At 48.6% G+C, this 24,503-nt stretch carries 19 protein-coding genes, 1 pseudogene and 1 other annotated feature; of the genes and pseudogenes, 17 read left to right on the top strand and 3 right to left on the bottom strand.

Annotation, left to right across the window (positions count from 1 at the left end; translation table 11 throughout):
• From DXA36_RS33740 to DXA36_RS28855, 13 genes and pseudogenes are all read left to right on the top strand, one after another.
• A partial coding sequence (locus tag DXA36_RS33740; protein WP_243114770.1) for an ATP-binding protein occupies positions 1-530 on the top strand: 530 nt, incomplete at its 5' end.
• Positions 531-618: 88 nt separating this feature from the next.
• Positions 619-762 (top strand): cyclic lactone autoinducer peptide, encoded by a 144-nt coding sequence (locus DXA36_RS28910; RefSeq protein WP_069157694.1) that lies wholly within the window; start codon positions 619-621, stop codon positions 760-762.
• A 444-nt stretch (positions 763-1,206) separates the two neighbouring features.
• Entirely contained in the window at positions 1,207-1,632 is a 426-nt protein-coding gene (locus tag DXA36_RS28905) for an RNA polymerase sigma factor (protein WP_069157693.1), read from the top strand.
• A 786-nt stretch (positions 1,633-2,418) separates the two neighbouring features.
• Entirely contained in the window at positions 2,419-3,006 is a 588-nt protein-coding gene (locus DXA36_RS33735) for a hypothetical protein (RefSeq protein ID WP_242880603.1), read from the top strand.
• 122 nt (positions 3,007-3,128) lie between these two features.
• Positions 3,129-4,244, top strand: a complete 1,116-nt coding sequence (locus tag DXA36_RS28895; protein ID WP_069157692.1) for a tyrosine-type recombinase/integrase — start codon at positions 3,129-3,131, stop codon at positions 4,242-4,244.
• Between the two features lie 15 nt (positions 4,245-4,259).
• A complete protein-coding gene (locus DXA36_RS28890; RefSeq protein ID WP_069157691.1) occupies positions 4,260-6,002 on the top strand; it encodes a tyrosine-type recombinase/integrase in 1,743 nt (580 codons plus the stop codon).
• Positions 5,992-7,509, top strand: coding sequence for a tyrosine-type recombinase/integrase (locus DXA36_RS28885; protein ID WP_069157690.1), 1,518 nt, complete (start codon positions 5,992-5,994; stop codon positions 7,507-7,509). The genes DXA36_RS28890 and DXA36_RS28885 overlap by 11 nt, the downstream gene beginning before the upstream one ends.
• A complete protein-coding gene (locus tag DXA36_RS28880) occupies positions 7,478-7,861 on the top strand; it encodes a DUF6262 family protein (RefSeq protein ID WP_058353079.1) in 384 nt (127 codons plus the stop codon). Before DXA36_RS28885 ends, DXA36_RS28880 begins: the two co-directional genes overlap by 32 nt.
• A 175-nt stretch (positions 7,862-8,036) precedes the next feature.
• Positions 8,037-8,606, top strand: a pseudogene (locus DXA36_RS28875) (ABC-F family ATP-binding cassette domain-containing protein); the annotation flags it as partial.
• A gap of 24 nt (positions 8,607-8,630) precedes the next feature.
• Positions 8,631-9,503, top strand: coding sequence for a methionyl aminopeptidase (locus DXA36_RS28870; protein WP_118682736.1), 873 nt, complete (start codon positions 8,631-8,633; stop codon positions 9,501-9,503).
• Between the two features lie 91 nt (positions 9,504-9,594).
• A complete protein-coding gene (locus DXA36_RS28865; protein WP_118682735.1) occupies positions 9,595-10,170 on the top strand; it encodes a TetR/AcrR family transcriptional regulator C-terminal domain-containing protein in 576 nt (191 codons plus the stop codon).
• A 204-nt stretch (positions 10,171-10,374) separates the two neighbouring features.
• Positions 10,375-10,854, top strand: a complete 480-nt coding sequence (locus tag DXA36_RS28860; protein WP_182479309.1) for a LytTR family DNA-binding domain-containing protein — start codon at positions 10,375-10,377, stop codon at positions 10,852-10,854.
• Positions 10,841-11,464 carry a DUF4318 domain-containing protein gene (locus DXA36_RS28855; protein WP_118682733.1) on the top strand — a complete coding sequence of 208 codons (624 nt, stop codon included), beginning with the start codon at positions 10,841-10,843 and terminating at the stop codon, positions 11,462-11,464. The genes DXA36_RS28860 and DXA36_RS28855 overlap by 14 nt, the downstream gene beginning before the upstream one ends.
• 183 nt (positions 11,465-11,647) lie before the next feature.
• Here the strand turns inward: DXA36_RS28855 and DXA36_RS28850 are convergent, their stop codons facing one another.
• The gene (locus DXA36_RS28850) at positions 11,648-11,884 is read right to left on the bottom strand and encodes a hypothetical protein (protein ID WP_118682732.1); all 237 of its coding nucleotides are present in this window, start codon (positions 11,882-11,884) and stop codon (positions 11,648-11,650) included.
• A 319-nt stretch (positions 11,885-12,203) separates the two neighbouring features.
• On the opposite strand from DXA36_RS28850, the gene DXA36_RS28840 reads away from it, so the two are divergent.
• Entirely contained in the window at positions 12,204-13,928 is a 1,725-nt protein-coding gene (locus tag DXA36_RS28840; RefSeq protein ID WP_118682730.1) for an oleate hydratase, read from the top strand.
• A gap of 19 nt (positions 13,929-13,947) precedes the next feature.
• Here DXA36_RS28840 and DXA36_RS28835 read toward each other — a convergent pair whose 3' ends face one another.
• On the bottom strand, positions 13,948-15,681 hold the full coding sequence (locus DXA36_RS28835) for a proline--tRNA ligase (protein ID WP_118682729.1): 1,734 nt from the start codon (positions 15,679-15,681) through the stop codon (positions 13,948-13,950).
• 122 nt (positions 15,682-15,803) lie between these two features.
• Positions 15,804-16,046: a binding site (T-box leader), on the bottom strand.
• A gap of 174 nt (positions 16,047-16,220) precedes the next feature.
• Here DXA36_RS28835 and DXA36_RS28825 point away from each other — a divergent pair.
• Positions 16,221-16,814, top strand: coding sequence for a CDP-alcohol phosphatidyltransferase family protein (locus DXA36_RS28825; protein ID WP_118682727.1), 594 nt, complete (start codon positions 16,221-16,223; stop codon positions 16,812-16,814).
• Positions 16,815-16,828: 14 nt separating this feature from the next.
• Here DXA36_RS28825 and DXA36_RS28820 read toward each other — a convergent pair whose 3' ends face one another.
• The gene (locus DXA36_RS28820; protein WP_118682726.1) at positions 16,829-18,691 is read right to left on the bottom strand and encodes a glycoside hydrolase family 2 protein; all 1,863 of its coding nucleotides are present in this window, start codon (positions 18,689-18,691) and stop codon (positions 16,829-16,831) included.
• Positions 18,692-18,895: 204 nt separating this feature from the next.
• Between DXA36_RS28820 and DXA36_RS28815 the strand changes: the two genes are divergently transcribed.
• A complete protein-coding gene (locus tag DXA36_RS28815; protein WP_118682725.1) occupies positions 18,896-20,374 on the top strand; it encodes an extracellular solute-binding protein in 1,479 nt (492 codons plus the stop codon).
• The gene (locus DXA36_RS28810) at positions 20,371-24,300 is read left to right on the top strand and encodes an ATP-binding protein (protein ID WP_118682724.1); all 3,930 of its coding nucleotides are present in this window, start codon (positions 20,371-20,373) and stop codon (positions 24,298-24,300) included. The genes DXA36_RS28815 and DXA36_RS28810 overlap by 4 nt, the downstream gene beginning before the upstream one ends.
• Positions 24,301-24,503 lie beyond the last annotated feature (203 nt).

Raw genomic sequence — 24,503 nt, 5'->3', positions numbered from 1 at the left:
CCGGACAGACAAAAGAAGCCAGTGATTACATACAGAAGATGCTGGATGATGGTATCGGAACTGGCTCAGATGAAATCTCCCACACTGGAAACATCGTGGTGGATTCCCTTGTGAACCATAAGTATGCCCTTGCCCAGAAGGACGGCATCCAATTCGATGCAAGGGTATTTATTCCGTCCGTACTGCCGTTCCAGAGTGGACACCTAGCCATTATCTTTGGAAATCTGCTGGAAAATGCACTTGAGGCCTGTAGGAAACTGCCACAGGAGCAGAGATATATCATACTGGAAGCTACTTATATAAAAGAAATGCTCCAGATTTGTATAAAAAATGGTAGTCCAGAGAAATTAAAAAAAGACAGCAGCGGACGATACCTTACCACAAAGAAGGATACCGGCTGTCACGGAATTGGTCTTGCCTCGGTAGAACAGGCACTGGCTGATTATAATGGAGAACTGTTCACCCAGTATGAGAATGGAGAATTTCGGGCATCTGCGGTGTTGTATAGTAATTCTGTAGAGGAAAAATGACGTATTATGTCGGAAATTCAACTTATAAGGTCTATAATTAGGTAAGAAATGCTATACTCCTGTTTAATAAAAATAGGAGGTATTCATTATGTCAAAGAAACAGGCTAATATCGCAGCAACAATTTTAGAGAAGGTAGCTCGTAATTCTGTGAAAATGGCGGCAGACAGCAGATGTATGTATGTTCTTCATCAGCCGAAGCAGCCGGAAGGAATGAAAGAATTCCGTAAATAAATCGTTGCTGCAAGAGGTAAATACTGCAATATCTGTCGAGTAGAGATTACTCATGGATATGGCAGTATTTTTTTTGTGAAAAATACCGTTAGCTGGAAGAAGTAGTACTTCTGGTATAGCGTAAATTAATTGACTAGACCGACCATATTGGAGGAGAAGGCAATGCTTTTGTGACTTATCTGAGACACATTGGAACCATTAATTACTTTAAATCCTACTAGACAAGTGAATTAGGTTAATTATAAAACATAGGAATAAAAAGCCAAGAAGAACTTTTATATACTATTTACAAAGAAATACAATAATTAATTGGGTGCAGTTTTGCATGCTTTATTTTGCATGGGAACAGCACCTTTTTTTATTGTCTTTTTCCAGTAAAGCAGAACCCAGAGGTCCGCCAGATGTCCTTCATTTCAAAAAAATTACGAAATGGAGGACATTTGAATGTCAGAATGGATCAGAATCAGAGTAAAGGATTTTTATAAAGATGCAGTCGGAGAATTGGAATACACCTATGTGACCAGAGAAGTCTACGAGGCACTTGCTGATACGTTCCGGAAAGAAGCCCACGCACAGGAAATGCGGGATATCAGACATACGACCAAGGGCGGATATACAGAAGGAGAAACGGAAGATTTGGTGAAGATGACCGGGGAATCGGTAGAGGATACGGTCCTCCGGCAGATGGAAATAGAAACCCTGCAAAAAGCAATGCAGTCACTCACCCCAGTGCAGAGAGAGCGGCTGCATTTTTATTTTTTTGAGGGCATGACATACCGGCAGATCGCAGCGAAAGAAGGGGTTGGAGAGAAGAACATCCGGGAGAGCATAAACGGTGCGGTAAAGAAAATAAAAAAATATTTTGATTAATACCCCCTCAAAACGTGTTTTTCTGTGAGTACCTTATGAGAGGAACTTTTTCTGGACAGATGGTCTCTTCCGGGAATCCTCTCATGTCTCGTGTGTGGATACGACACAGGCAGACAAAACGTACATTGAAAAATGCCGGAGAGGAATGCAGGGCTCCGAGCGCAGGATGGAATCACGCCATATCCTGCCAGCCATATCCAGCAGTTCAGATACGTTAGCCGTTTCATGAGCCGTAACCGGGGCGCAGTGACACTCCTGCAGCAATCGGGCAGATGTTCTTTCTGCCAGCCATGCTGTGAAAAAGATCGCATCTAAGGAGCCGAGCGGGAAAGCCGGGGTACAGCCTGTCTGTGGTGGACAGGCGCGAAGAGGGGAATGGCCTATAATGATACACCTTGAGATTAGCCAGCACGCAGTGGTGGAGGTGAGATTCCTGTGATGTCTGTCTGCCCTTTATGGCAGGAACCGCAGACAGTCTGGATTGACTGCCCAAGGAAAACCCCTAGATGGAAGAACACTGGCACAGTGTTCTTCGGCATGAAACATAGAATTACTTGCGTTCCGTACTTTGGAATGCTAGAAATTCTTTTCATGCTTCTCTGTCTTTGCAGCGTTCCGGCTCCGGGAAGTAGTGTCGAATAGGAGCAAGTCACTTATAAGAAGTGAAGGATTATGGCAGTGAGACTAAATCACAGAATCCATGCGGCAGAGGTACAGAAGGCTTCTGCCGCATTCTTGTGTGTTTTAGCAGCACAGAAATGAACGAAGTGTGAAGCGGAGAAAGATATGAAGGTTGTAGGTTATATGAGAGTAAACAGCATCGAGCAGTTAGGAGGAACACAAGTGGCAGAGAAAGAAAGGAGCATGGTAGAAAAGATATTGGATACGGAAAGGGCTGGATATGCCTATTTTTATCCAAGTGATGGAGGAAATAGACAGGAGTTTTTTATTTCCACAACACCGGAGAATATGGCGAATTTCCTTGGCAGTCATTTTTATGATGCAGAGAAGATGATAATTACCGATATGGTTGACCGCCTGATTTTGGATACCTATGGTGGTTTTATCAACACCTGCCCGGATCAGAAGCTGTGTGCAGAGATTATTCCTTATCTTGCACCAATTCAGATGGGAGAGAAGGAAGCCGGGGAAATCTTAATGGTAACCAGAATCAGATATGTACTTTGCTGCAGAGGACCAAGCAGTCACGATGGCAGAGTGTCAGATGATGTAAGTGTGTTTCTTTGGGGGATAATTTTAGTTTTACTAAAATCTGGAGGTGCGTATGTGGAAAATACTTTTTATCGGGTCGGGTATCATATTAGGGATGTATATTGTGGTAGGAATTGCCCTTATAAGGATGCGAGTCTGTGAGATAGATTAATAGGAAAGAAAAGTGATTTATAAGCGGAAAAGTGGCATAATTTGCTAGATATATTCCCAAGTGTATGGTAGTGTATGTAGTTGAAAAAGGCTGAAAGAAAGGAGAGCGAGCAATGAAACGATATGCAGTAAAAATGCTGACCGAAGGAAAACGCAAGTTTTATTACATACTGGATAATGAAACATACGACATTGTTTTATATCCGAGTAAATTCCTGAAGCACAAAATAGATGCAAACCGCTCTCCGAACACTGTAAGGCGAATGGCCTTTGCACTGTGTTATTACATGGAATACCTCAATCGGCAGGATGTGGAGCTTGAGGAAGTGAGTGAGATGGGATATGAAGACCAGAACAAACACTTCGTGCAGTTTTTATACTGGCTGTTGGAAGGAAATCATGTGGCAAACAATCGAAAAGAAAGTACTGGAAAAGGAACCTGTAACGCATACCTAAAAGATGTGTTCGGGTTCTTTTTATATATGGCAGACTGTGGACTGGCAAAGCCACTACAGATTTTGAGTTATAACCAGATTACAGTAGCCAATGCAGTAGGAGTAAAACGAACCATCCGGTCAAAATCCTTTAAGGGTTATTTCAAACCCAAGGAAAGAAATGTACGAGCAGCCGAAGAGGTGGAAATCATAGATATTTTACAGGCATGCACGAACAGCCGTGACCAATTGCTCCTGCTGATGATAGCAGAAACAGGCTTCCGCATCGGAGAAATCCTTGGCGTAGATTATACCAGGGATATTGATTATCCGCGAAAGACAATCAGTGTGTATTTTAGAGATGATAATGATAATAATGCAAGAGCCAAAAATGCAGAATACAGAAAAGCGAGGGTAAGTGATGATACCTTTGATTACCTGCTTGGATACATGAGTGAATATCGGAAACTGTTACAACACCAGACGCTTTTGTTTATCAATATCGCTGGAGAAACAGCAGGAAAGCCGATGATGGTAGAAAGCGTATACGACATGCTGAAACGTATGGAGAAGAAGACAGGATACAAGCTGACGCCACATATGCTGAGACGATATTTTGCAGTCTCAAGATGGAATGCAGACTGGACACTGGAGCTTATCAGTCAGGCATTAGGACACAAGCATCTGGACACTACAGTTAAGTACCTTGGAATACTGGATGACAAACTTATGGAAGCAAGCAGAGAGTTTTATGAAAGGCATTCCGACCTATACGGCATAGACAAATTACTGTAAAGGAGGCGATACCTCATGTTGGCCAAAGTGCTACAGCTAACAGAACCACAAGTGAATAAGGAAGAACTGATAGCACAGTTAGAGGAAGAACTGCGGGCTTGTGAGGTAGTTACGGTTTCCTACAGAAATAAGTTAAAGGCATTCATGATAGAAAATGAAATCTGGCATATCAGTGAACTGAACTATCACTGGAGAGTAGAATACGAAAAATATTTACAGAGCAGGGTAAATAAAACATCCTGCGGATTATACATAAAAACCATTGACCAAGTGAAACTGCATTCCATAAAAAAGCAGTTGCAGATAACTGTCAGTGGAAAATCAGTAAGACCGGAATATGCAGATACCATATTATACATGCCATACCATCCGGACATAAGTATAGCAGAGAGTTTTTATAAGGAAGCTAACAAGAAACTTTTAGTATGGGATTTCACGAAGAAAGCACCACAGAAGATGAAAAGGCAGGTTTTCACTACACTGCATTATTTCATCGAGCATGCAGCTAATAGGGAACGGATGCATGCACAACTTGGAGGACTGCTGAGATTATATGATTTTTGCGTAAATGAGCAAATCGAAGACCTTGAAAAACTGGAACTGGAGCAGATTGAGAGGTTCAAGGAAACGCTGGGAACTGATTATCAAAAGCATTATTATGCAGGAGTTACCGTATGGTGTGCAAAAGCACTTTTTATGGAAGCCGAAGATATACGTTGGGATGCCAATGTGTGGTATATGGAGCGGTTGCACTTGCAACCCGAAAGACTGGACCCATCAAATCCGGCACAATCCATATCCTTTGCAGAGGTTACTCATAAGGGAAACAGGCATCTGCTACAGATGTACACAAAATATGGAATTGGCATTACTAACCTAGCAATCAGCAATCTCAGAAGTGAACAGGTATATATAAGAGGATTTTTAGAAGACTTAAATCAATCAGAGACAGAAAATATCTGCATGGTAACAAGCCAACAAATGGATGAGTATTTCCGGGCAGAGCAGGTTCGGGAAGTTAAGGAAGAAACATTTAACAAAAAAGTCATGTGCATCCTACACTTTTTCAATTATTTAAAGGTTAAAGGTCACATTGAAAGAATCCCGTTTGATGCAGATTATTACATAAAGAAAACATTTGAACAGCATCTTGACCGAAGTGTGGAGCAGGAAGTCATGGATGAAATTATGGCTAACCTATATAAGTTTCCGGAGGATACACGACTTATGTTTTTACATCTCTGGGGAATCGGACTTCGAATCAGTGAGGTATGTACGCTGAAAGGAAATGCCTATTACATGCAGGGACAGGATGCATGGATACAGGTGTATCAGATAAAAATGCGAACCTACAAGCGAATACCAATACCGATGGCGTTATACAAACTGATGAAAATTTACATCGCAAAATACAACCGAAAGGCTGATGAGTATATATTCCAGAACAAAAAAGGCGGTGCTTATCATAAGGGTACATTTAAGAATAAAATGCTAAGAGCATGCAAGGAATGCAATATCCAAGACGGAGAATATATTTTCCGAAGTCATGACTACAGACATACCATAGCAACAGCATTTTATGATACAGAAGTTCCGATACAAAGCATTCGAGACTATCTGGGACATGACTACGAAGAAATGACGCGCCGGTATGTGGACTTTATGCCCAAGAAGATAGAGAAAGCCAATGAAGAATATTTTAAAAAGGGCAGCTTGGCAAGTTGCATCAGAAAGGGTGTGAACGATAGTGGAGAATAGAATATACATCAAGGAACTGGCTCATTATAGTGGGATAACACCGGCTGAACAGCGAGAAAAATATGTAGCTAAGAATCCATTTTACGATTTAAGCGAGTTACCGTCAGGCAATGTTAAAGAAGAGGTAAGAGCATTTTTACTGGATAGAAGTAAGAACGTTGATATCGCAACTTTTTATGCAGAAGGTACCCGTTACAAAAAGGTATGTCGATTTTTAAGCAGATATGCGAAAAATATCAACAGTCTGGCTAACATAGAAAAAGAAGTGTGGATGAAAAAACTGAAAGCGTGGATGTTTCAAGAAGGAATTGAAATCGCCAAAAAACGTGAGGGCGTATATGGAACAGTTGCTTTAATAAAGACGAGAGAATTTGGATATCTGGATGCGATGCTGGATTTTGTCAATGACAAAAGAATGCCGGAAAGGGAAAAAGATATCTGGAGACTTGAAAAGTTAGACATTCCTTATAAGGACAACTTAATCAAAAGTTCCAAGACGGTTAATTTCACTAGGATATTCCAAACGGAAATCCGGGAAGAAGTGAAAAAGGGAATATACTTAAACCTACAGGGAGAAGCAATTGCGTGTGTACAAAAAGAGATGACTGCCATGAGGCGGTTATCAAAATATCTAAAGGAAAGGTATCCACGGATTAAGTCATGTAGGGAACTGGAAAGAGAAATCATTGAAGAGTACCTGACCTACCTGAAAACAGAGGCAACAGAAACAAAGCATTTTCATGCAGATATAAACAGGCTCCGAGCAGTTTTAGAAAGCATCGGTAATGCATGCGGATATCATAATTTAAAGGATTTATTTTTAACAAGAGATATCCCACCGACGCCAAAAGCAGAATTCAAAGTATATTCTGATGAAGAGTTAAAGCGATTAAACGCGGCGATTGTAAATACGGATGAGCAGACTGCGAGACTCATGGTAATACATCAGATGCTGGGAACGAGAATCTCAGATACCTTAACACTTGAAATGGACTGCTTGTATGAAAAGGGAATAGATACCGTTATACGAATCCGGCAGATGAAAACAAACACATATGAGAAACCGGTCAGTGCAGAACTGGCAGCTTTGATAAGAAAAGCGATTACCTATACACAGGAACGGTTCGGAGAAACGCAGTACATTTTTGTGAATGAGAATAATCCGAATAAGCCGATGCAGTATGGTACGATACAAAGCCGAATCGTAAAAATGATTCGAGAGCAGGACATAAGAGATGATAACGGCAACTTATTCGGCTTCGGCTCTCACTTATACAGGCATTATTATGGCGTAAAGCTGACAGAGATGCATTTAGATGACTGGACAATAGCAAAGCTGCTGGGACACAGTAATCTTAAAAATGTAAAATACTATAGGAAGATGAGTAATCAGATTCTGGCAGATGATACCCGAAAGGCACGAAAAAGGTTGTCCGATATCATACTGCAAAATCTCGATGGATGGGGTGATGAATATGAGCAAATACGACAAGATGGTGGAATGTAACCGCAGAGTCAGTGTAGAAAAGATTAACCTTGCCAGAATAACCATACTGGAAATGGTAGAAGAAGGCGAGAGAGTGACAGTACCAAAACTGATGGTACAAACAGGATTATCAAGAGGGTTCTTTTATAAGAATCCAACAGTGAGAAAATTGGTAGATGAAGCTGTGGAGAAACAGGCTGGCATGGTTGATCCACGAAAAGGAATCCTTGACATGGTCATGGATAATGAGATTGCAAAACTGCATGAGCAGATACGGCTCCTAAGAGGAGAGAACGAACAACTCAAAGAAGAAAATCAGAGATTGAAAAAGGCTCTGGATAAAAAGAACATGAACATACTTAAAAACTTATAAGTAAAGAAAATAACAGAATATATGCACCTCGGAATTGAGGGGCATAAGCAAGCGCATGGTTAACATTGACTATGCGTTTTCTTTCATATAAAATATAGAAGGTGAACAGGAAACACAGTTGTGTATTCTGTTGAACCCAGCAAAAACAATGGATACAGAGGTAGGGCTACATTTTATGGATGAGCCCACCAATGATCTGGACGTGACCACGCTTGCTATTCTTGAGGATTATCTGGACAGCTTCGACGGAATCGTGATTACGGTTTCCCATGACCGGTATTTCCTGGACCGTATTGTACAGCGTATTTTTGCTTTCGAAAGGGACGGAAAACTCAGGCAGTACGAGGGGGGTTATACCGATTATGCCCTCCGCCTGTCCATGGAAGAAAGGGAAGCGGCCGGGGAAGAAACCCGGCAGGGGAGCGGCGGAGGCCGTATACAGGGACAGGAGGATCCGGATGCCGACCGGGCGGGAAGAAAAGGAAAGCCGGATCATATGAAAGCCAGAAAATTGAAGTTTACCTACCAGGAACAGCGGGATTATGAAACCATTGAGGCGGAAATCGCTTCCCTGGAGGAACGGGCGGAACGTCTGGAACAGGAAACAGCGGCTGCCGTCACAGATTTTGTGAAGCTGAATGTTCTTGCGAAGGAAAAGGAAGAAGTGGAGACGCTTTTGGAAGAAAAGATGGAGCGCTGGATGTATCTGGAAGAACTGGCAGCCAGGATTGCGGCGGAAAATTAACGGGAAGCCCGAAAGGAGCATAGAGTGGAAAGATTAGGAAGAAATGATCCCTGCTGGTGCGGCAGCGGAAGAAAATATAAGCAATGTCATGAACCATTTGACGGGAAAATAAAGACATTTGCCATGCAGGGGCATATGGTTCCGGATCACAGCATGATAAAGACGCCGGAGCAGATTGCCGGTATCCGGGAAAGCGGCCGCATTAATATAGCGGTGCTGGATTATGTGGCGGAAAATATCCGCGAAGGAATGAGCACGGCGGAAATCGACCGTCTGGTGGAAAGCAGGACCAGACAGCTGGGAGGCATACCCGCACCGTTGGGATATGAAGGGTTTCCCAAAAGCGTGTGTACCTCGGTCAACAGCCAGGTCTGCCATGGTATCCCCAGTGAAGAGGATATTCTGAAGAACGGGGACATCGTGAATGTGGATGTATCTACCATATACAAAGGATATTTCAGCGATTCTTCCCGGATGTTCCTTATCGGGGAGCCGGATGAGGAACAAAAAAAGCTTGTGCGCGTGGCGAAGGAATGTATGGAAAAGGGGATCGAAGCCGTAAAGCCCTGGACCTTCCTTGGGGATATGGCGGATGCTGTGAACAGTCATGCAAAAGCTAACGGATGCAGTATCGTCATCGACATGGGCGGGCACGGCGTGGGCCTGGAATTCCATGAGGATCCCTTTGTCAGCTACGTAGCCCCCAGGGGAACGGAAATGCTCATGGTGCCGGGAATGGTATTTACCATTGAACCCATGGTCAACCTGGGCGGTCCGGATATTTATGTGGATGATGCCAATGGCTGGACCATATATACAGAGGACGGGAAGCCTTCCGCACAATGGGAGGTCACCGTTGCGGTAACGGAGGAAGGCTGCGAGGTTCTGGTTTACTGAAACGGCAGGCAAAGGAGGCGGCAGCCTCCTCCCGAAACGGCGGAACATGCCGGAGAAACACCGGTTCTGTAAGAAATTGAGGAGGACTGATATGTCGGATTCCCTGATTACAAAGAAAGCAATAGCCCAATGCCTGAAAGAACTGGCGGCGGAAAAATCCTTTTTGAAAATAGCAATAGGGGATATCACCGCGGCCTGCGGTCTGAACAGACAGACCTTCTATTATCATTTTCAGGATAAATATGAGCTTCTCGACTGGATTTATTACGAAGAATGCTTTGTCCCTATTTTGGATGGGATTACCTTTGATAACTGGCATCTTCGCATAAAACAGCTTCTGGACACCCTGAAGAAAGAAAAGGGATTCTACGGCAATGTAATAAAGAATGCGCCGGAAGGCTTCCGGAATTATCTCTACAGCATTACCTCCACGCTCTTTGAAGAAGCGGCTTCGGCCCTGGATGCAGAGGGGCTGGTTAGCGGGGAAGAAAAGAAATTCATCGGTTCTTTTTATGCTTATGGAATCTGCGGTGTCGTGATGCAGTGGGTGACCGAAGGCATGAAGGAAGAAACGCAGGAAGTGGCGGGCCGTCTCAGGAGGCTGGCACGCTCCACGGAATTGCTTGCTTCCAGACGTTTCGCGGAAACGGAGAAGGAATCCGTCTGAATTTATAAGAAAGCGCCCGGCAGGATCCTGCCGGGCATTTTTCTGCCACTCACCTTCCCTTTCCGCCCACTCACCGTGAAAGTATGGATTTTGTGATGACTTTCAGGTATGCTGATAACAGAAAGAGGAAACGGTAAGTCATATACCCTGCGGCAGGTCCTGTTTCGGCATGTTGCCGGGGGAAGAAGAAGGAAGGAAACAGCCGTGAGGGTCAGGATACAGCGGGTAGAAGACAAAAAGCAGGAGGAAGTTCTCCTCCGTCTGGCCGGGGAGGATGCGTCCACCGCCGGGCTGAAAGAATATATAGAAACGGACAGTTGGAGGGTGGTATCCCTTTCCTGCCGGAAAGACGGGGAAATCCACCGGGTGAAAAGCACCGGGATTTTCTATGTGGAATCGGTTCAGGAGATCCAGCTGATCCATACGCAGGAACAGGTGCTGGAAACCAGGGAACGGCTTTATGTGCTGGAAAAGATGCTTCCCGCTTCTTTTGTAAGAATATCCCGTTCCGTAATATTGAATCTGGATAAGGTGAGACGGTACCGTCCCCTGATGAACGGGCTTATGGAAGCGAAGCTGGAAAACGGGGAGCTGGTGTATATCTCCAGGAAATATCTGAGAGAGGTAAAGGATCGGATTTCAGACAACAGCAATAAAGGAGGGACTCCGGATGACAAAGAATAAAAACAGGGACAGTGAGCTTTACATGGAAACGCTGAAAAGAGGCGGCCTGACAGGAGGAATTGTATGGGTATGTGTGGTGATCTTTGCCAGCATCAACTACAGTACCGTAGGAAAACCGGCCCTGCCCTGGCTGGTACCTATGCTGGCAGGCTATATTGTGCTGGGGGCGCTCCTTCAGCTGTGCGCTGCGAAAAAACGGATGATTAATGGTATGGCGGCTTTGTGGTGTATCGTTATCATGCTGTTTGTGCTGATAGGTATTGCAGCTTATATTCCGGCCTGGATACGCTATATTGTGGTGGTGAGCTTTTTGGCTCTTGTGGTAATCTGGCTGGGGGACTACTGGTATCTGTACCGCACGGCACGGAAGCTGAACCAGGGAAGGCCGGGTTATTCCCTCTGTATCGCTCTCAGGGAAAAGCCCGCCTCCAAAGAGGATTTTCTCAGACAGTTTGAGGCATACTGCGCCAAAGAAAACATAAGGCTGGAGTATGAGGTAAAGGATGTTCCCGCCATTGTGCGCATGGACGGTATCCGGTGCGAGGTCAGACTGGACAGCACGCCCGGATTCGGCGGCGCAGACTATATGATGAAAGTTACAGAAGAATAATTGCGCTATGCAGCAATCTGCCCCCTTCTGTTTCTTTATTCCCGCGGGCAACGAGCCAAACGGATGCACTTGCCACTTGGCGGCTGCCGCGAGACTGCCCGTGCCTGCGGCTACAGGAGGCCGCCGGGGCGGGTTTTTCGGATGGGCGCAGAAATAGTCTGCGTGCTGTCAGGGGAAGGGCTTTTACAGAAACAAATCCTTTATATAAGCCAATATATCGTCGTCACACGCCGGCAGCTTTTCCCTGAGCTGCAGAAGCGCCTTTTTTTTCTCCTCGTCATCCATGGGCCGCCGGAAGATTGTGGCGCCCAAGTCTAATATATTCCGGGCCGTTCTGTCCGGATATTTTTTTTTGTTTATTAAAATCCCCTTTATTGCGGTATCAAAAGCCGCCATTTTCAGCTTGCTGTCCAAAAGCATGTTTCATGCCTCCTCTTATATGGATCACTCAAACTCCGTATGTGCCAGCCGGCTTTCCGTCCGCAGAAGGCGGCTCCGGGCCGGGAAGATTGTGCGGCCGCGGCGGAAGAGGAGTTCTGTACCGTTCTATTGTAATAAGTAACAGGAATGAAATATATATACATTTTCGGGAATCTGTCGCAAAACCGGACAGTTTACCGCCCATGTACATTTTTCAGACAGGATGGGATTTCTGCCTAATTACAAAAGCTTTTGGAAATAGTATTCTGGGAGCATGAAAACAGAATCCATTAAGAGCAGGAAAAAGAAAGGAAAAAGTATGAGTGCAAAGAAAAATAACCACACCTTATTAAAAGTTACCATGGCAGCCGCGGGGATCGGGGCGGCAGCCGCTTATGGGGCGGCACGTGCGGCCGGGAGAAATGAAAAAAACAGTGTGCCTGCGGGGGAGAATAAAACCACAAAAGACAACGAAGTGTATTTCGTGGGCGGGGGTCTGGGTTCCCTGGCAGGAGCCGCTTATCTGATAAGAGACGCGGGATTTGACGGAAAGCGGATCCATATCCTGGAGGGGATGCCGGTACTCGGCGGCAGCAATGACGGTTCCGGCACACCTGCGGAAGGGTTTGTGTGCAGGGGCGGCAGGATGCTGAATGAAGAAACCTATGAAAATTTCTGGGAGCTGTTTTCCTCCATTCCTTCCCTGGACTGGGAAGGACACAGTGTAACCGAGGAAATCCTGAATTTTGATCATCTTCATCCCACCCATGCCCAGGCCAGGCTGGTTGACGGCGATGCCAATATTCTGGATGTGCATTCCATGGGATTTAATCATGCGGACAGAATGGCTCTCGGAAAGCTGCTTGCCACGCCGGAGGAGAAGCTGGATGATATGACTATAGAAGAGTGGTTTAAGGATACCCCTCATTTCTTTGAAACGAACTTCTGGTATATGTGGCAGACGACCTTTGCATTCCAGACCTGGTCCAGCCTGTTTGAATTCCGGCGGTACATGAACCGCATGATATTTGAATTTTCCAGGATTGAAACGCTGGAGGGTGTGACCAGAACCCCTTATAACCAGTATGAATCAGTGATTCTTCCCATACAGAAATGGCTGGAGGCCCGTGGCGTGGATTTCAGCATCCGGGCTGCGGTTACGGATATTGATTTTAAAGAGGGAGAGGGAATTACGGCAACGGCAATCCATCTGGAGAGAAACGAAGAGGAAGAAGTGATTCGCCTGAAGGAAGGGGATCTGTGTATTATGACCAATGGCTGTATGACGGATAACGCCGTTTTGGGTGATATGGATACGCCCGCCGTTTTCCGGCCTGAAAAGCCCATGTCAGGGGAGCTGTGGAAAAAAGTATCCGCTAAAAAGCCCGGCCTGGGAAATCCGGCTCCCTTCTTTGAAAAGCCGGAGGAGACAAATTGGGAAAGCTTCACGGTTACCATGAAGGGAAGCCGGCTTCTCAAGAAGATAGAAAAGTTCTCCGGAAACATACCCGGAAGCGGAGCGCTTATGACGTTTAAGGACTCCAGCTGGAGGATGAGCATCGTAGTGGCGGCCCAGCCTCATTTCAAGGCCCAGGAGGAGGATGAGACTATTTTCTGGGGCTATGGGCTTTATACCAGAAATGCGGGGGATTATGTAAAGAAGCCGATGCGGGAGTGCACCGGCAGGGAAATGCTTACGGAGCTGCTGCATCACCTTCATTTTGAGGATGAAATGGAGGAAATCATGGAAAGCGTGGTAAATGTGATCCCCTGTATGATGCCTTATATCGATTCCCAGTTCCAGCCCAGGAAGATGAGCGACAGGCCCGCCGTGGTTCCGGAGGGTTCCACAAACTTCGCCATGATAAGCCAGTTCGTGGAAATTCCGGAAGACATGGTATTTACCGAGGAGTATTCCGTCCGGGCCGCCAGAATCGCCGTATATTCTCTGTTGGGAATCACCAATAAACGGATATGCCCGGTCACTCCTTATAATAAGGATCCCAGAATACTGGGGCAGGCATTAAAGACTTCCTATCGATAGGCGGGACAGATGGCGGACATCAGCTTTCGGGCGAAAGCTCCGCCATCAGTTCTTTTATTTTTGCTTTTACGCGGGGGATGGCTTCATCCAGGGATGGTTTTGATGCATCGGATTTATCCCGGCGCAGGACCATTTCCACGCAGTTATCCTTCAGGTTCCGCGGACTCATGATTAGGCGGATGGGAAGCCCCAGCAAATCCGCATCGGAAAACAGGATACCTGCGCTCACGTTGCGGTCATCATATAAAACCTCGACTCCGGCCTTCGTGAGCTCCTCATACAGTCTGTCGGCCGCAGCATGTACTTCCTGGTTATCGCTGCGCATACAGCACAGATGAACCTGCCAGGGGGCGATGGTCACAGGCCAAATGGGACCGCAGTCATCATGACGGGCCTCGCAGACGGAGGCGGCCAGACGTCCCACGCCGATACCGTAACAGCCCATGACCGGATAATGGGATACCCCTTCGGCATCCGTATACTGCATATGCATAGCCCGGGTATACTTATCTCCCAGCTGGAATATATTTCCCACCTCAATGCCGCGGGACAGGGTCAGGGTGTGTTTTTTACAGGAAGGGCAGATCCCTCCCTCCACCGCCTTGGCAAAATCGTGGTACCGGACGCCGGGGCAGTCCCGTTCCATGCACAGGCCGGTATAATGGAACGCCTCCCGGTTGGCGCCGCAGGAAAGATTGACCGCGCCCTCCAGGGAGTTGTCATACAGAACGGTAATGCTGGAATCCAGGCCGCAGGGTCCGATATAACCGGCATGCAGTCCGCAGTCCGGGGTGATCCGGGCCGGGTGGATTTCCTCTCCCAGGTAATTGGTGAGTTTGGTTTCATTTACGTCCAAATCCCCGCGTAGAAAGAGCACGACATAAGAATCATCCCTGTTTTTCTGATAGACGACCGCTTTGCAGCTCTGCCTGGCGGATGTCTCCAAAAAGGAACAGAGTTCTTCAATGGTATGGACAGCCGGTGTTTCCGCCAGGGTAAGAGGGGCTTCTTCTTCCTGGGGGCAGGGAAGGGGGATGGATTCCGCGGCTTCCCTATTGGCCCGGTAGCCGCAGGAAGGGCAGAGGACAAGGGAGTCCTCCCCCGCCGGGGTAAGGAGCATAAATTCGTGGGAAAGACTGCCGCCCATCATCCCGGAGTCCGAAGCCACGGACAGCACCTCGGGAATGCCTGCCCGGGCAAAGATGCGTTCATAAGCCTGGTGGCATCTAAGATAATAAGCGTTCAGATCCTCCATGGAGGTATGGAAGGAATAAGCGTCCTTCATGGTAAATTCCCGGACCCGGATAAGTCCTGCCCGGGGACGTGCTTCATCCCGGAATTTGGTCTGGATCTGGTAAAACATAAAGGGATAACGGCTGTAGGTGGAGCCATAATCCCGTACAAGGTGCACCGCCGCTTCTTCATGGGTCATTCCCAGCACCAGCGGGGAACCGTTCCGATCGTTAAGGCGCATAAGTTCGCTGCCCACGGATTCATAGCGTCCCGATTCCTGCCAGAGAGAGGCGGGAAGCACCACCGGGAACTGCACCTCCTGCCCGTCCAGGGCATCCATTTCCTCCCGTATGATCTGTTCCAGCTTTTTCGTGATACGGCGGAGGGGAGGAAGCGAAGAATAGATCCCGTTTGCCACATACTTCATATAGCCGCCCCGCAGCATGAGGGAGTGGCTTTCGATGACACAGTCGGAGGGAGTTTCTTTAAAGCGCTCCCCAATCAGGTTGGCAAGTTTCATGATAATAACCTCCTTTGGATTCATGGCAGGACAGCTTTCCGGGTCCGGGAAAAGCCTTGCGCACCGGCGCCGCTTTCCCGGAAATAAAAAAGCCCTGAGCCGTCCCGGGTAAAAAGGGATTGGCTTAGGGCGAACCTTTCAGGTCCGTGGTACCACCTAAATTCGGAAGAATGCCGCACTCCTGGTACAGGGCGCAGGCCCGATACCTTTCTCTGTTACGGGAGAACCCGGTGATGCTTACTGCGTAAAAACGGTTCGGCATACGGCTCAAAGAGGGGTTGGGCATTTTTTCAATGAAGGCTTGCACCTGCCGCCTTCTCTCTGTAAAATCCAAAATGCTTACTGTTTCTTATCACAGCCTTTCAAGGATATGAAATTTTGTATAGGATAGCACAGGCGGGCGGGCAAGTCAAGATAGAAAAGGGCCGGCTGAACGGTTACCAGGGGGCAGATAAAAAATGCCCGAACCAATTGCATAGGAAAACGGATAAAGGTATAATAAATAGGATTCCTGTGGACGATTTGTAAAAGGGGGCAGCATGGCTAAATCAAAAATCACTGCAAAAGAAATATTCAGCATTCCTAATCTCATGGGATACTTCCGGATTCTTCTGATACCGGTATTCAGTTGGATCTATGTGCAGGCCGACAGTGTAACGGACTATTATACGGCGGCCGTCCTCGTGGGGATATCCGGGCTTACCGACATGTTCGACGGCAAAATAGCAAGAAAGTTCCATATGATAACGGAGTTAGGCAAGTTTATTGATCCGCTGGCGGACAAGCTCACCCAGGGGGCGCTTGTTGTCTGTTTTGCCATCCGGTATCCCCTGATGCGGGCTGTTCTTGTCCTTTTCATCATAAAAGAAGGCTTTATGGGGATAATGGGCCTTCTCCTCCTTCCGCGGGGGAAAAAACTGGACGGAGCCAAATGGTTCGGCAAGGTATGTACGGCGGTATTGTATGTCCTGCTCTTTGTGCTTCTGCTGTTCCCGGGAATCGGTTCCGCGGCGGCGGACGCCCTCATTCTTGTCTGCGCTGCGTTCATGCTGTTCAGCCTGGTTATGTATATTCCCGTATTCCGTAACATGTGGAAGGAGAGCGGGACTTCCTGTAAGCCGGATGCACCGTGAAAGAAGGGCCTGTGTTACGGATTGGTTTCGGTCCGGGTGACAAGAGCCTTCATGGTTTCATTGAGCCGGCGCACCGTTTCTTTGTCCGGCTTGAGGATTTCGCGATCATAGGTGTAGATACCGTTTACCTCCTCCTCCACGTCCGAGAGCTGGGTGTAGATTGTGGCGGAAATCCCCTTTTCCACGGCGGGCAGGATCGTGGATGCAAGGAGCTTGCGGTAGCCTTCCGTGAGTGCCTGCCTGCTGTTGTATTTTCCGTAGCCATAGAGCTTGTCGCTGTAGCTGTGGCCGGGGATCTGCCAGGAATAGCCTCCGAATTCGGTCAGCGCCAGCGCCCGGACCGGCTCCGGGGTGAATTTCAGGGAAAAGAAATAATAATGCAGGCTGCACAGATCGCCGCCTTTTTGATCGAACCAGCCGCTGGCGTGATCGATCAGCCGTCCGGGATCCAGGGTGCGTACAAAAGCAGCCGCCTGCAGGGCGTCAAACTGGCCCCAGCCTTCGTTAAAGGGCACCCAGCAGACGATGGAGGGGTGATTATAGAGCGTTTCTATTGTCTCGCGCATCTCCCGGTAGAACAGCTTCTGTCCCTCTTCTTCTCTTCTTGATAACAGGAAGCGGCTCCGTTTCCCGTCTTTTACAGACCAATGCAGCGCATTAAAAAGAGTTGCCATATAGGTGACGAACCAGTGGCGGTAGGAGGTGCCTCCGCACACCATATCCTGCCATACCAGCATGCCCAGCCTGTCGCAGTGGTAATACCAGCGCTGCGGCTCTATTTTTATGTGTTTCCGGATCATGTTGAAGCCCAGCTCCTTCATGGAACGGATATCAAACAGGAACGCCTCGTCACAGGGGGCGGTATACAGGCCGTCGGGCCAGTAGCCCTGATCCAGCACACCTGTCTGCATATAGGGCGCATTGTTCAGAAAAATGCGGCGCAGGCCGCAGGTGTCTGTCTGGATATCACATTTGCGCATGGCAAAATAGCATTCCACACGGTCATCCCCCCATTCCAGATCCACATGGTACAGAAAAGGGTTCTCAGGAGTCCAGGCGGTAAAATCCGGGAGGGCTATTGCCTCCTCTTTTTCCGGTGTCAGAAAACACGTGAGGACGGGGGCATAAGGGGCGGGGGGAAGAGAGGGATCGTCCCTGCGGCGTGCATCGTCCCCGGTTTCCGGGCGTATGCCGCAGCGGATCCGCGCACCGTCCGGGAAGCCGCCGGAGGTGCTCACCAGGATACGGCAGCAGGCATTATCGTAATCCGGGGTAAAACGTACGCAGCGGATGTGGTTTTGGGGAACCAGTTCCAGCCATACGGTCTGCCAGATACCGCTCTGGGCGGTGTAAAACATGCCGCCCTTTTCCAGCTTTTGCTTCCCCCGGCTGTAATAGGAGCTGTCGCTGAAATCCTGCACCCGGACGATCAGTTCGCAGGGATCGCCCATATCATCTGTGATATCCAGGGAAAAGGGAAGATATCCTCCTGTGTGTTCCCCCGCCTGCCTGCCGTTCAGGTAAACGACACATTTCTGATCCACAGCCCCAAAATGGAGAAGGACCCGTTTTCCCTCCCGGCTGCCGGGGAGGGTCAGACTGCGGCGGTACCAGAGATATTCTCCCGGAAGGAGCTGGCGTTTTACACCCGACAGGGGGCTTTCCGGGGAAAAAGGGACGAGAATGGAGCCGTCATAGGCGGAAGGGACAGCGGGAGAGGAAGTGATGCAGAAGTCCCAAAGTCCGTTCAGATTCAGGTAAGAGCTTCTCACCATCGCCGGGCGCGGATATTCCTGCCATATAGTTTCTGTATGCAAACCGGCGGTCCATGGGGTCTTTTCCAGAGCCGGTAAAGCTGGTTTTTTCCTGTTTTTCATAGGAGTTCCTTTCTGCCCGGGAGGGCGGCCGTATGCGGGGATTATTGCGGTCTGCGCAGTAAATACACAGGCTTTTCTCATCGATTACAGTATATCATTTTTTTAAAAGGAAAAATAGCCGTGAAAAGGATGCAAACTGTCCCGGAATCATGTATAATGCTGGAATAAGGTAATATATACCAGGGTGTGGAGGAAAAGGCGGATATGAAAATACTTTCAGGAAAAAAGAAGCGTATCTTGGTTCTGTTTTGCGCGGCGGCCGCCGCAGGGGCGATGCTGCTCGGAGGCTGCGGATCGGAGAAGAAGGGGAAGCTGGATCCGGATAACCCGGTTACCGTTACGGTCTGGCATTATTATAACGGGGCCCAGCAGACCGCATTCGATTCCCTGGTGAAGGAATTTAATGATACGGTGGGGATGGAAAAAGGGATATTCGTAAAAAGCACGGGAAAAGGGGATGTGAACCAGCTGGAGGAATCGGTGATGTCCGCCCTGAAAAAGGAAGTGGGCAGCGATGAAGCGCCGGATATTTTTTCCAGCTATGCGGATACGGCTTATGAGATTCAGCAGATGGGATATCTGGCGGATCTGTCCCCTTACCTGACCGATGAAGAAATCGGCGAGTATGTGGATTCTTATGTGGAAGAAGGACGGATTGGGAAAGGGAACCAGCTTTTTATTTTCCCCACAGCCAAATCCAGTGAGATTTTCATGCTGGATAAGACGGATTGGGAGACGTTTGCCAACGCCACGGGAGCCAGCCTGGATGCGCTTGGCACTATGGAGGGGCTGGCGGAGACGGCAAAGGAATACTATGAGTGGACGGACAGCCTGACGCCCGATGCGGAAAACGACGGTAAGGCCTTTTACGGCAGGGATGCCATGGCTAATTTATTTATTATCGGTTCCATGCAGCTGGGAACGGAAATTTTCAAGGTGGAGGATCAGCAGGTAACCCTGCAGGTGGACCGGGATGTGATGAAGCATATCTGGGATACCTGGTACGTGCCTTATGTAAACGGTTATTTCAGCTCTTACGGCAGATTCCGTTCCGATGATGTGAAAATCGGGGAAATTATATCTTATACGGGCTCTACCACCTCCGCCATGTATTTCCCGGATGCGGTGGAGCTGGAGGACGAAACCTATCCCATTGAATATATAATCCTGCCCGCCCCGGTATTTGAAGGCGGAAGCCCTTATGCGGTGCAGCAGGGCGCAGGTATGGTGGTGACCGGATCGGACGCGCAGAGGGAATATGCCTGCACCGAATTCCTCAAATGGTTTACCCAGTCGGAGAATAATATCGTGTTCGGCTGTGCTTCCGGTTATCTGCCGGTAAAAAAGGATGCCAACGACAAGGGTATGCTGGATAAGGTGATAGCGGAAAAGGGGCTGGAGGTTGCACCCAAGACCTTTGATACGCTGGTGGCGGCCTTTGATACGGTGAAGAGCAGCAAGATGTATACGAATAAGGCCTTCCAGGGAGGAACCGCGGCAAGAAAGGTTCTGGAGTACGACCTTTCCGACAAGGCGGCTGCCGACAGGGCGGTGGTGGAAGAGAGCCTGAATGCAGGAAAAAGCCTGGAGGAAGCCACCGCGGAATTTATTTCGGATGCAGCCTTTGACGAATGGTTTACCAGCTTGGAAAGTAAGCTGCAGGAAGCGGTAGAGAGTAAATGACAACCAAGAAAAAAACGATTTTTAAATTGTTTATTGTGCCGCTGATTCTTGTTATGGTCGTGCAGTCCATGATTTCCTATGGTACGTTTTTTTTCAGCGGCACGCCTTTTCTCCTGAAGGAATATTCGGTGGGAATCCTGAACCAGACGGTGGAAAACAGAAGGATCCTTCTGGAAAACAGTATGATTCAGCGCTGGTCGGATCTGGAGGAAGAAGTGGGCACGGCCCAGGATACGATGGAAAAACTTGTCATCAACAGAGGGTGGCCGGCGGAAGAGCTTCTGCGCAATGAGAAAATGCAGAAGGAATTTCTGCAGGCCATGCTGGATACCTGTTTGTCTGTCATGCGGAAAAATACCGTGACCGGATCGTTTCTGATTCTTGCCAACGATCAGATAGGGGAGGGGGAAAATACCTGCCAGGGTGTTTATTTCCGGGATTCGGATCCGGAGGGTACCCCTCCGGATTATTCCGATGTGCTCCTGGAAAGGGGAAACAGCAGCTTTTCCCATGAGAAAGGGATTCCCTTTGACACTCTCTGGACCACGGATTTCCACTTTGGGGAAAGCGGCGCCAACCAGTGGGATAATTTTTTTTATAAACCTTATGAGGCGGCAAAGCTCTATCCGGATACGGAGTTTACCAATCTGGCCTATTGGAGTGAACCCTTTGCCATGGAAGGAAACACCAGCAGCGACAGCTACCGCATGATCACTTATTCCGTCCCGTTGCTCTATCAGGGCACGGTTTACGGAGTGATGGGCGTGGAAATCTCTGCAAAATATCTGGCGGAGCTGCTGCCGGTGAGGGAACTGAGCAGCAAGAACCAGGGAAGCTATATGTTAGCTAAGTGTGCGGAGGACGGGAGCCTGCGCCCTCTGGTGGTAACGGGAACCGCGGCTATGGAGGAGGAAGCCCTGGCGGCGGAGAAAACCCGGTATGAATCCCTGTACCGTATAGAGATCCGGGGGAAGGATGCGTATGCCAGCATCAGCCCGCTGCATCTGTACAATACCAATACGCCCTTTGCGGGAGAAACGTGGGTGGTGGCCGGTATCGAAGGGGAGGATACCCTGTTCGGCATAGGGGATAAAATCATCTGGAACCTGCTGGCGGCAATATTAGTAGGGCTTTTCTTTGGGGTGATCAGTATCTATGTGATCGTTTCCCATCTGATAAAGCCGGTGCGCAGGCTTGTGGAATGTATCCGGGGAAGCCGGGAGAACAAACTGTCCGGTTACCAGATGAGTAATATCACGGAAGTGGATGAGCTCTATGAGGTGGTCCGCGAGCTGACAAACAGGCAGCAGGAAGCGGAATACAGCCTGATGGAGGAAAAAGAACGATACCGGATCGCGCTGCAGAGCAGTACGGATATTCTCTATTCCTATGATGTGCGCCAGGATTCCCTGGATGTATTTAATGTGGATGGGAAAGAAGGAATGGGCAGCCGGGCGGAGTGTCATTATACCAGGGAAGATCTGCTCCGGATGGAATCGCATTATGTCCATGAGGATGACAGGGAACTGGTGAGGGAGACACTGCGGGGGAGCGAAGGGGAAATCAATCTGGTGTTTGAAACCAGGATGGATGAACTGGATAAGGGCTATTCCTGGGTGGAAATGACCGGTAAGGTAATCTATGACACCAATAAGGAGCGTTCGAAGATCATCGGAAGCATCAAAAATATCCATGAGAAGAAAATCCGGGAACTGATGGAGCTGGATACGGTGAGGAGGGATCCCGTTACCGGGCTGTACAAGCGCAATATCGGGGAAAAACTGATCAGTGCACAGGTAGATGCGGGAAAGGCGGGCTGCCTCCTGCTTCTGGATATGGATAAATTCCGGGAACTGGATGAAAAGTACGGCATTGTATTCGGAGACGCCATTCTGGAGCAGATAGGCGATACGATTCTGGAAATGAAGCAGAGGCTGGTCAGGGAAGGACGTCTGATCCCGCTGGCTGTGAGGGAGGGCGGAGATGAAATCCTGATCTGGCTGGAGAACGCGGTCCGGTCCGATGCGGAGGAGCTGCTTCGGGAGCTGCGGGATAATGTGGCAGGGCTTTTCCGGGATTCGGAATTGGGTATCCGGATTTCGTCCGGCGCGGCGGAGCAGACGGCGGGGGAAGGGTTTGCAGGGCTTCTCGACAGGGCGGAATGGGCGCTGGCCTTTGCGAAGCTTGCACGGAACGGGGAATCGGCTTTCTATGAGGATTTGTCACGGGAACAGCTGGAGCGTGTCCGCCGCAGGCCTGAAATTGATGACATCGTCAGCGTTACCTATCAGAGGGGAATCCCTATGGTAACCCTGGTATTTAATTTCTTTGATAAGAGCAATGACGTGGCGGGAATCCTGGCTGTCCTTCTGGTGAAGCTGGGAACCCATTATGGTCTCACGGACATCGTGATTTCCCGGGCGGAGCCGGAATATCACACGGTACATCTGGAATACCAGTGGCATAACGGGCCGGACAGGCGGATGGACGGAAGGGTAGGCTATTTTACCGCGGAGGAGTATGAGCATTATGCAGGCAGTCTGAATGAGGGATACCGGATCCTCCCCGGAGAGGAACGGGCGGAAAAGGAAACCGATTTCTTTCTGCTGCCTCCGGGCGCCTGCTGTTTTGTGGCGCCTATGTATGATAATGGTAAATATGCGGGCTGTATTGTCTATGGGACAGACGAAAAGGAGCGAAGCTTCCGGGAAGAGGAATGCAGGGAGCTTCTGGAAATATCGAAAATAATAGAAAGCAATATCAACCGGGAAAAATACGATTTGGCAAGCCGCGCCAAAAGTGATTTCCTTTCCCGCATGTCCCATGAAATCCGTACGCCTATGAACGCTATAATCGGTATGACCGGGATAGCCATGCAGGAGAAACAGGAGCCTGACAGGGTGGAGGACTGTCTGAGGAAAATCGATCGTTCTTCCCAGTATCTGCTGAGTCTGATCAATGATATCCTGGATATGTCCAAAATAGAAAGCGGAAAAATGAAGCTGGAAACCGGCTGCTTCAGTTTGAAGGAGCTGGCTGAAGGAGTCCGTAACCTGATAGAACCCCAGGCGCAGGCCAAGGGGATCTCCTTTGTGCAGGAAACCCATATCCCGCAGGAGTGGGTGACAGGAGACAGCCTCCGCCTGAACCAGGTGCTGATCAATCTTTTGGGAAATGCGGTAAAATTCACTCCGGAAGGAGGCTGTGTCACTCTGAAGATGCGCCAGGAACCGGACGGGGACGGCAGTATTCGTACGTTCTTCTCTGTTAAAGACACCGGGATCGGCGTGAGCGGGGAAAATAAGCAGCGCATTTTCCGCTCTTTCGAGCAGGCCGATGACAATACCTCCCGCCAATACGGCGGTACAGGGCTGGGCCTTGCCATCAGTGACCGTCTGGTACGTATGATGGGCGGTATGATAGAATTGGAAAGCGAAGAAGGCAAGGGAAGTGAATTTTACTTTACCCTGACCCAGGAAATGGGGATAGAGCCGGAAAGCAGCAAAGGTACGGCGGAGAACGAAGGAACCGGACTGGAAGGGAAGCGGGTGCTTCTGGTTGAGGATAATGAACTGAATCTGGAAATCGCCAAAACGGTTTTGGAGATGCAGAAGTGTGTGGTGGATTGTGCGGTAAACGGCAGTGAGGCACTGGATATGTTCCGGGAAAGCGGGGACCGCTTCTATGATTTGATTCTGATGGATATCCGCATGCCGGTGATGGATGGCCTGGAGGCCTCCCGGCTGATCCGGGCGCTGGAGCGTCCGGATGCGAGAAGCGTGCCCATTGTGGCTATGAGCGCCAACGCATTTGAAGAAGATATGAAGAAATCTATGGAAAGCGGGATGAATGCCCATCTGGCAAAGCCATTCCAGGTGGAAGAGCTGGTGGATACACTGAACCGGATCATAGCGGGATCCAGATAGCGGGAAAGAAAGGGGCTTCTTAAGGAGGCTCCTTTTTAAATGCCCGTTTTTATACCCATAAAAGCGGGCCGCAGTATAAAAACGGGCAGGGAAAAGTACCCTGCCCGGCTATCCTACGACCTTACTTTTCGTGCTTTTGGGTTACCTGGAAAAAGGTAGCTTGGGCGAAAGAAATTTGAATTCTGGATACAGTCTTCCGTTTT

The organism is Eisenbergiella sp. OF01-20 (assembly GCF_003478085.1).
Classification (GTDB): Bacteria; Bacillota; Clostridia; order Lachnospirales; family Lachnospiraceae; genus Eisenbergiella.
This window is presented reverse-complemented; position numbering and strand designations above follow the sequence as displayed.

Bases quoted from the DNA above. Each gene is read 5' to 3' on its own strand.
- DXA36_RS28865 (WP_118682735.1), top strand. From the start codon at position 9,595: ATGTCGGATTCCCTGATTACAAAGAAAGCAATAGCCCAATGCCTGAAA.
- DXA36_RS28895 (WP_069157692.1), top strand. From the start codon at position 3,129: ATGAAACGATATGCAGTAAAAATGCTGACCGAAGGAAAACGCAAGTTT.
- DXA36_RS28840 (WP_118682730.1), top strand. From the start codon at position 12,204: ATGAGTGCAAAGAAAAATAACCACACCTTATTAAAAGTTACCATGGCA.
- DXA36_RS28810 (WP_118682724.1), top strand. From the start codon at position 20,371: ATGACAACCAAGAAAAAAACGATTTTTAAATTGTTTATTGTGCCGCTG.
- DXA36_RS28835 (WP_118682729.1), bottom strand. From the start codon at position 15,681: ATGAAACTTGCCAACCTGATTGGGGAGCGCTTTAAAGAAACTCCCTCC.
- DXA36_RS28855 (WP_118682733.1), top strand. From the start codon at position 10,841: ATGACAAAGAATAAAAACAGGGACAGTGAGCTTTACATGGAAACGCTG.
- DXA36_RS28880 (WP_058353079.1), top strand. From the start codon at position 7,478: ATGAGCAAATACGACAAGATGGTGGAATGTAACCGCAGAGTCAGTGTA.
- DXA36_RS33735 (WP_242880603.1), top strand. From the start codon at position 2,419: ATGAAGGTTGTAGGTTATATGAGAGTAAACAGCATCGAGCAGTTAGGA.
- DXA36_RS28910 (WP_069157694.1), top strand. From the start codon at position 619: ATGTCAAAGAAACAGGCTAATATCGCAGCAACAATTTTAGAGAAGGTA.
- DXA36_RS28820 (WP_118682726.1), bottom strand. From the start codon at position 18,691: ATGAAAAACAGGAAAAAACCAGCTTTACCGGCTCTGGAAAAGACCCCA.
- DXA36_RS28850 (WP_118682732.1), bottom strand. From the start codon at position 11,884: ATGCTTTTGGACAGCAAGCTGAAAATGGCGGCTTTTGATACCGCAATA.
- DXA36_RS28825 (WP_118682727.1), top strand. From the start codon at position 16,221: ATGGCTAAATCAAAAATCACTGCAAAAGAAATATTCAGCATTCCTAAT.
- DXA36_RS28905 (WP_069157693.1), top strand. From the start codon at position 1,207: ATGTCAGAATGGATCAGAATCAGAGTAAAGGATTTTTATAAAGATGCA.
- DXA36_RS28815 (WP_118682725.1), top strand. From the start codon at position 18,896: ATGAAAATACTTTCAGGAAAAAAGAAGCGTATCTTGGTTCTGTTTTGC.
- DXA36_RS28890 (WP_069157691.1), top strand. From the start codon at position 4,260: ATGTTGGCCAAAGTGCTACAGCTAACAGAACCACAAGTGAATAAGGAA.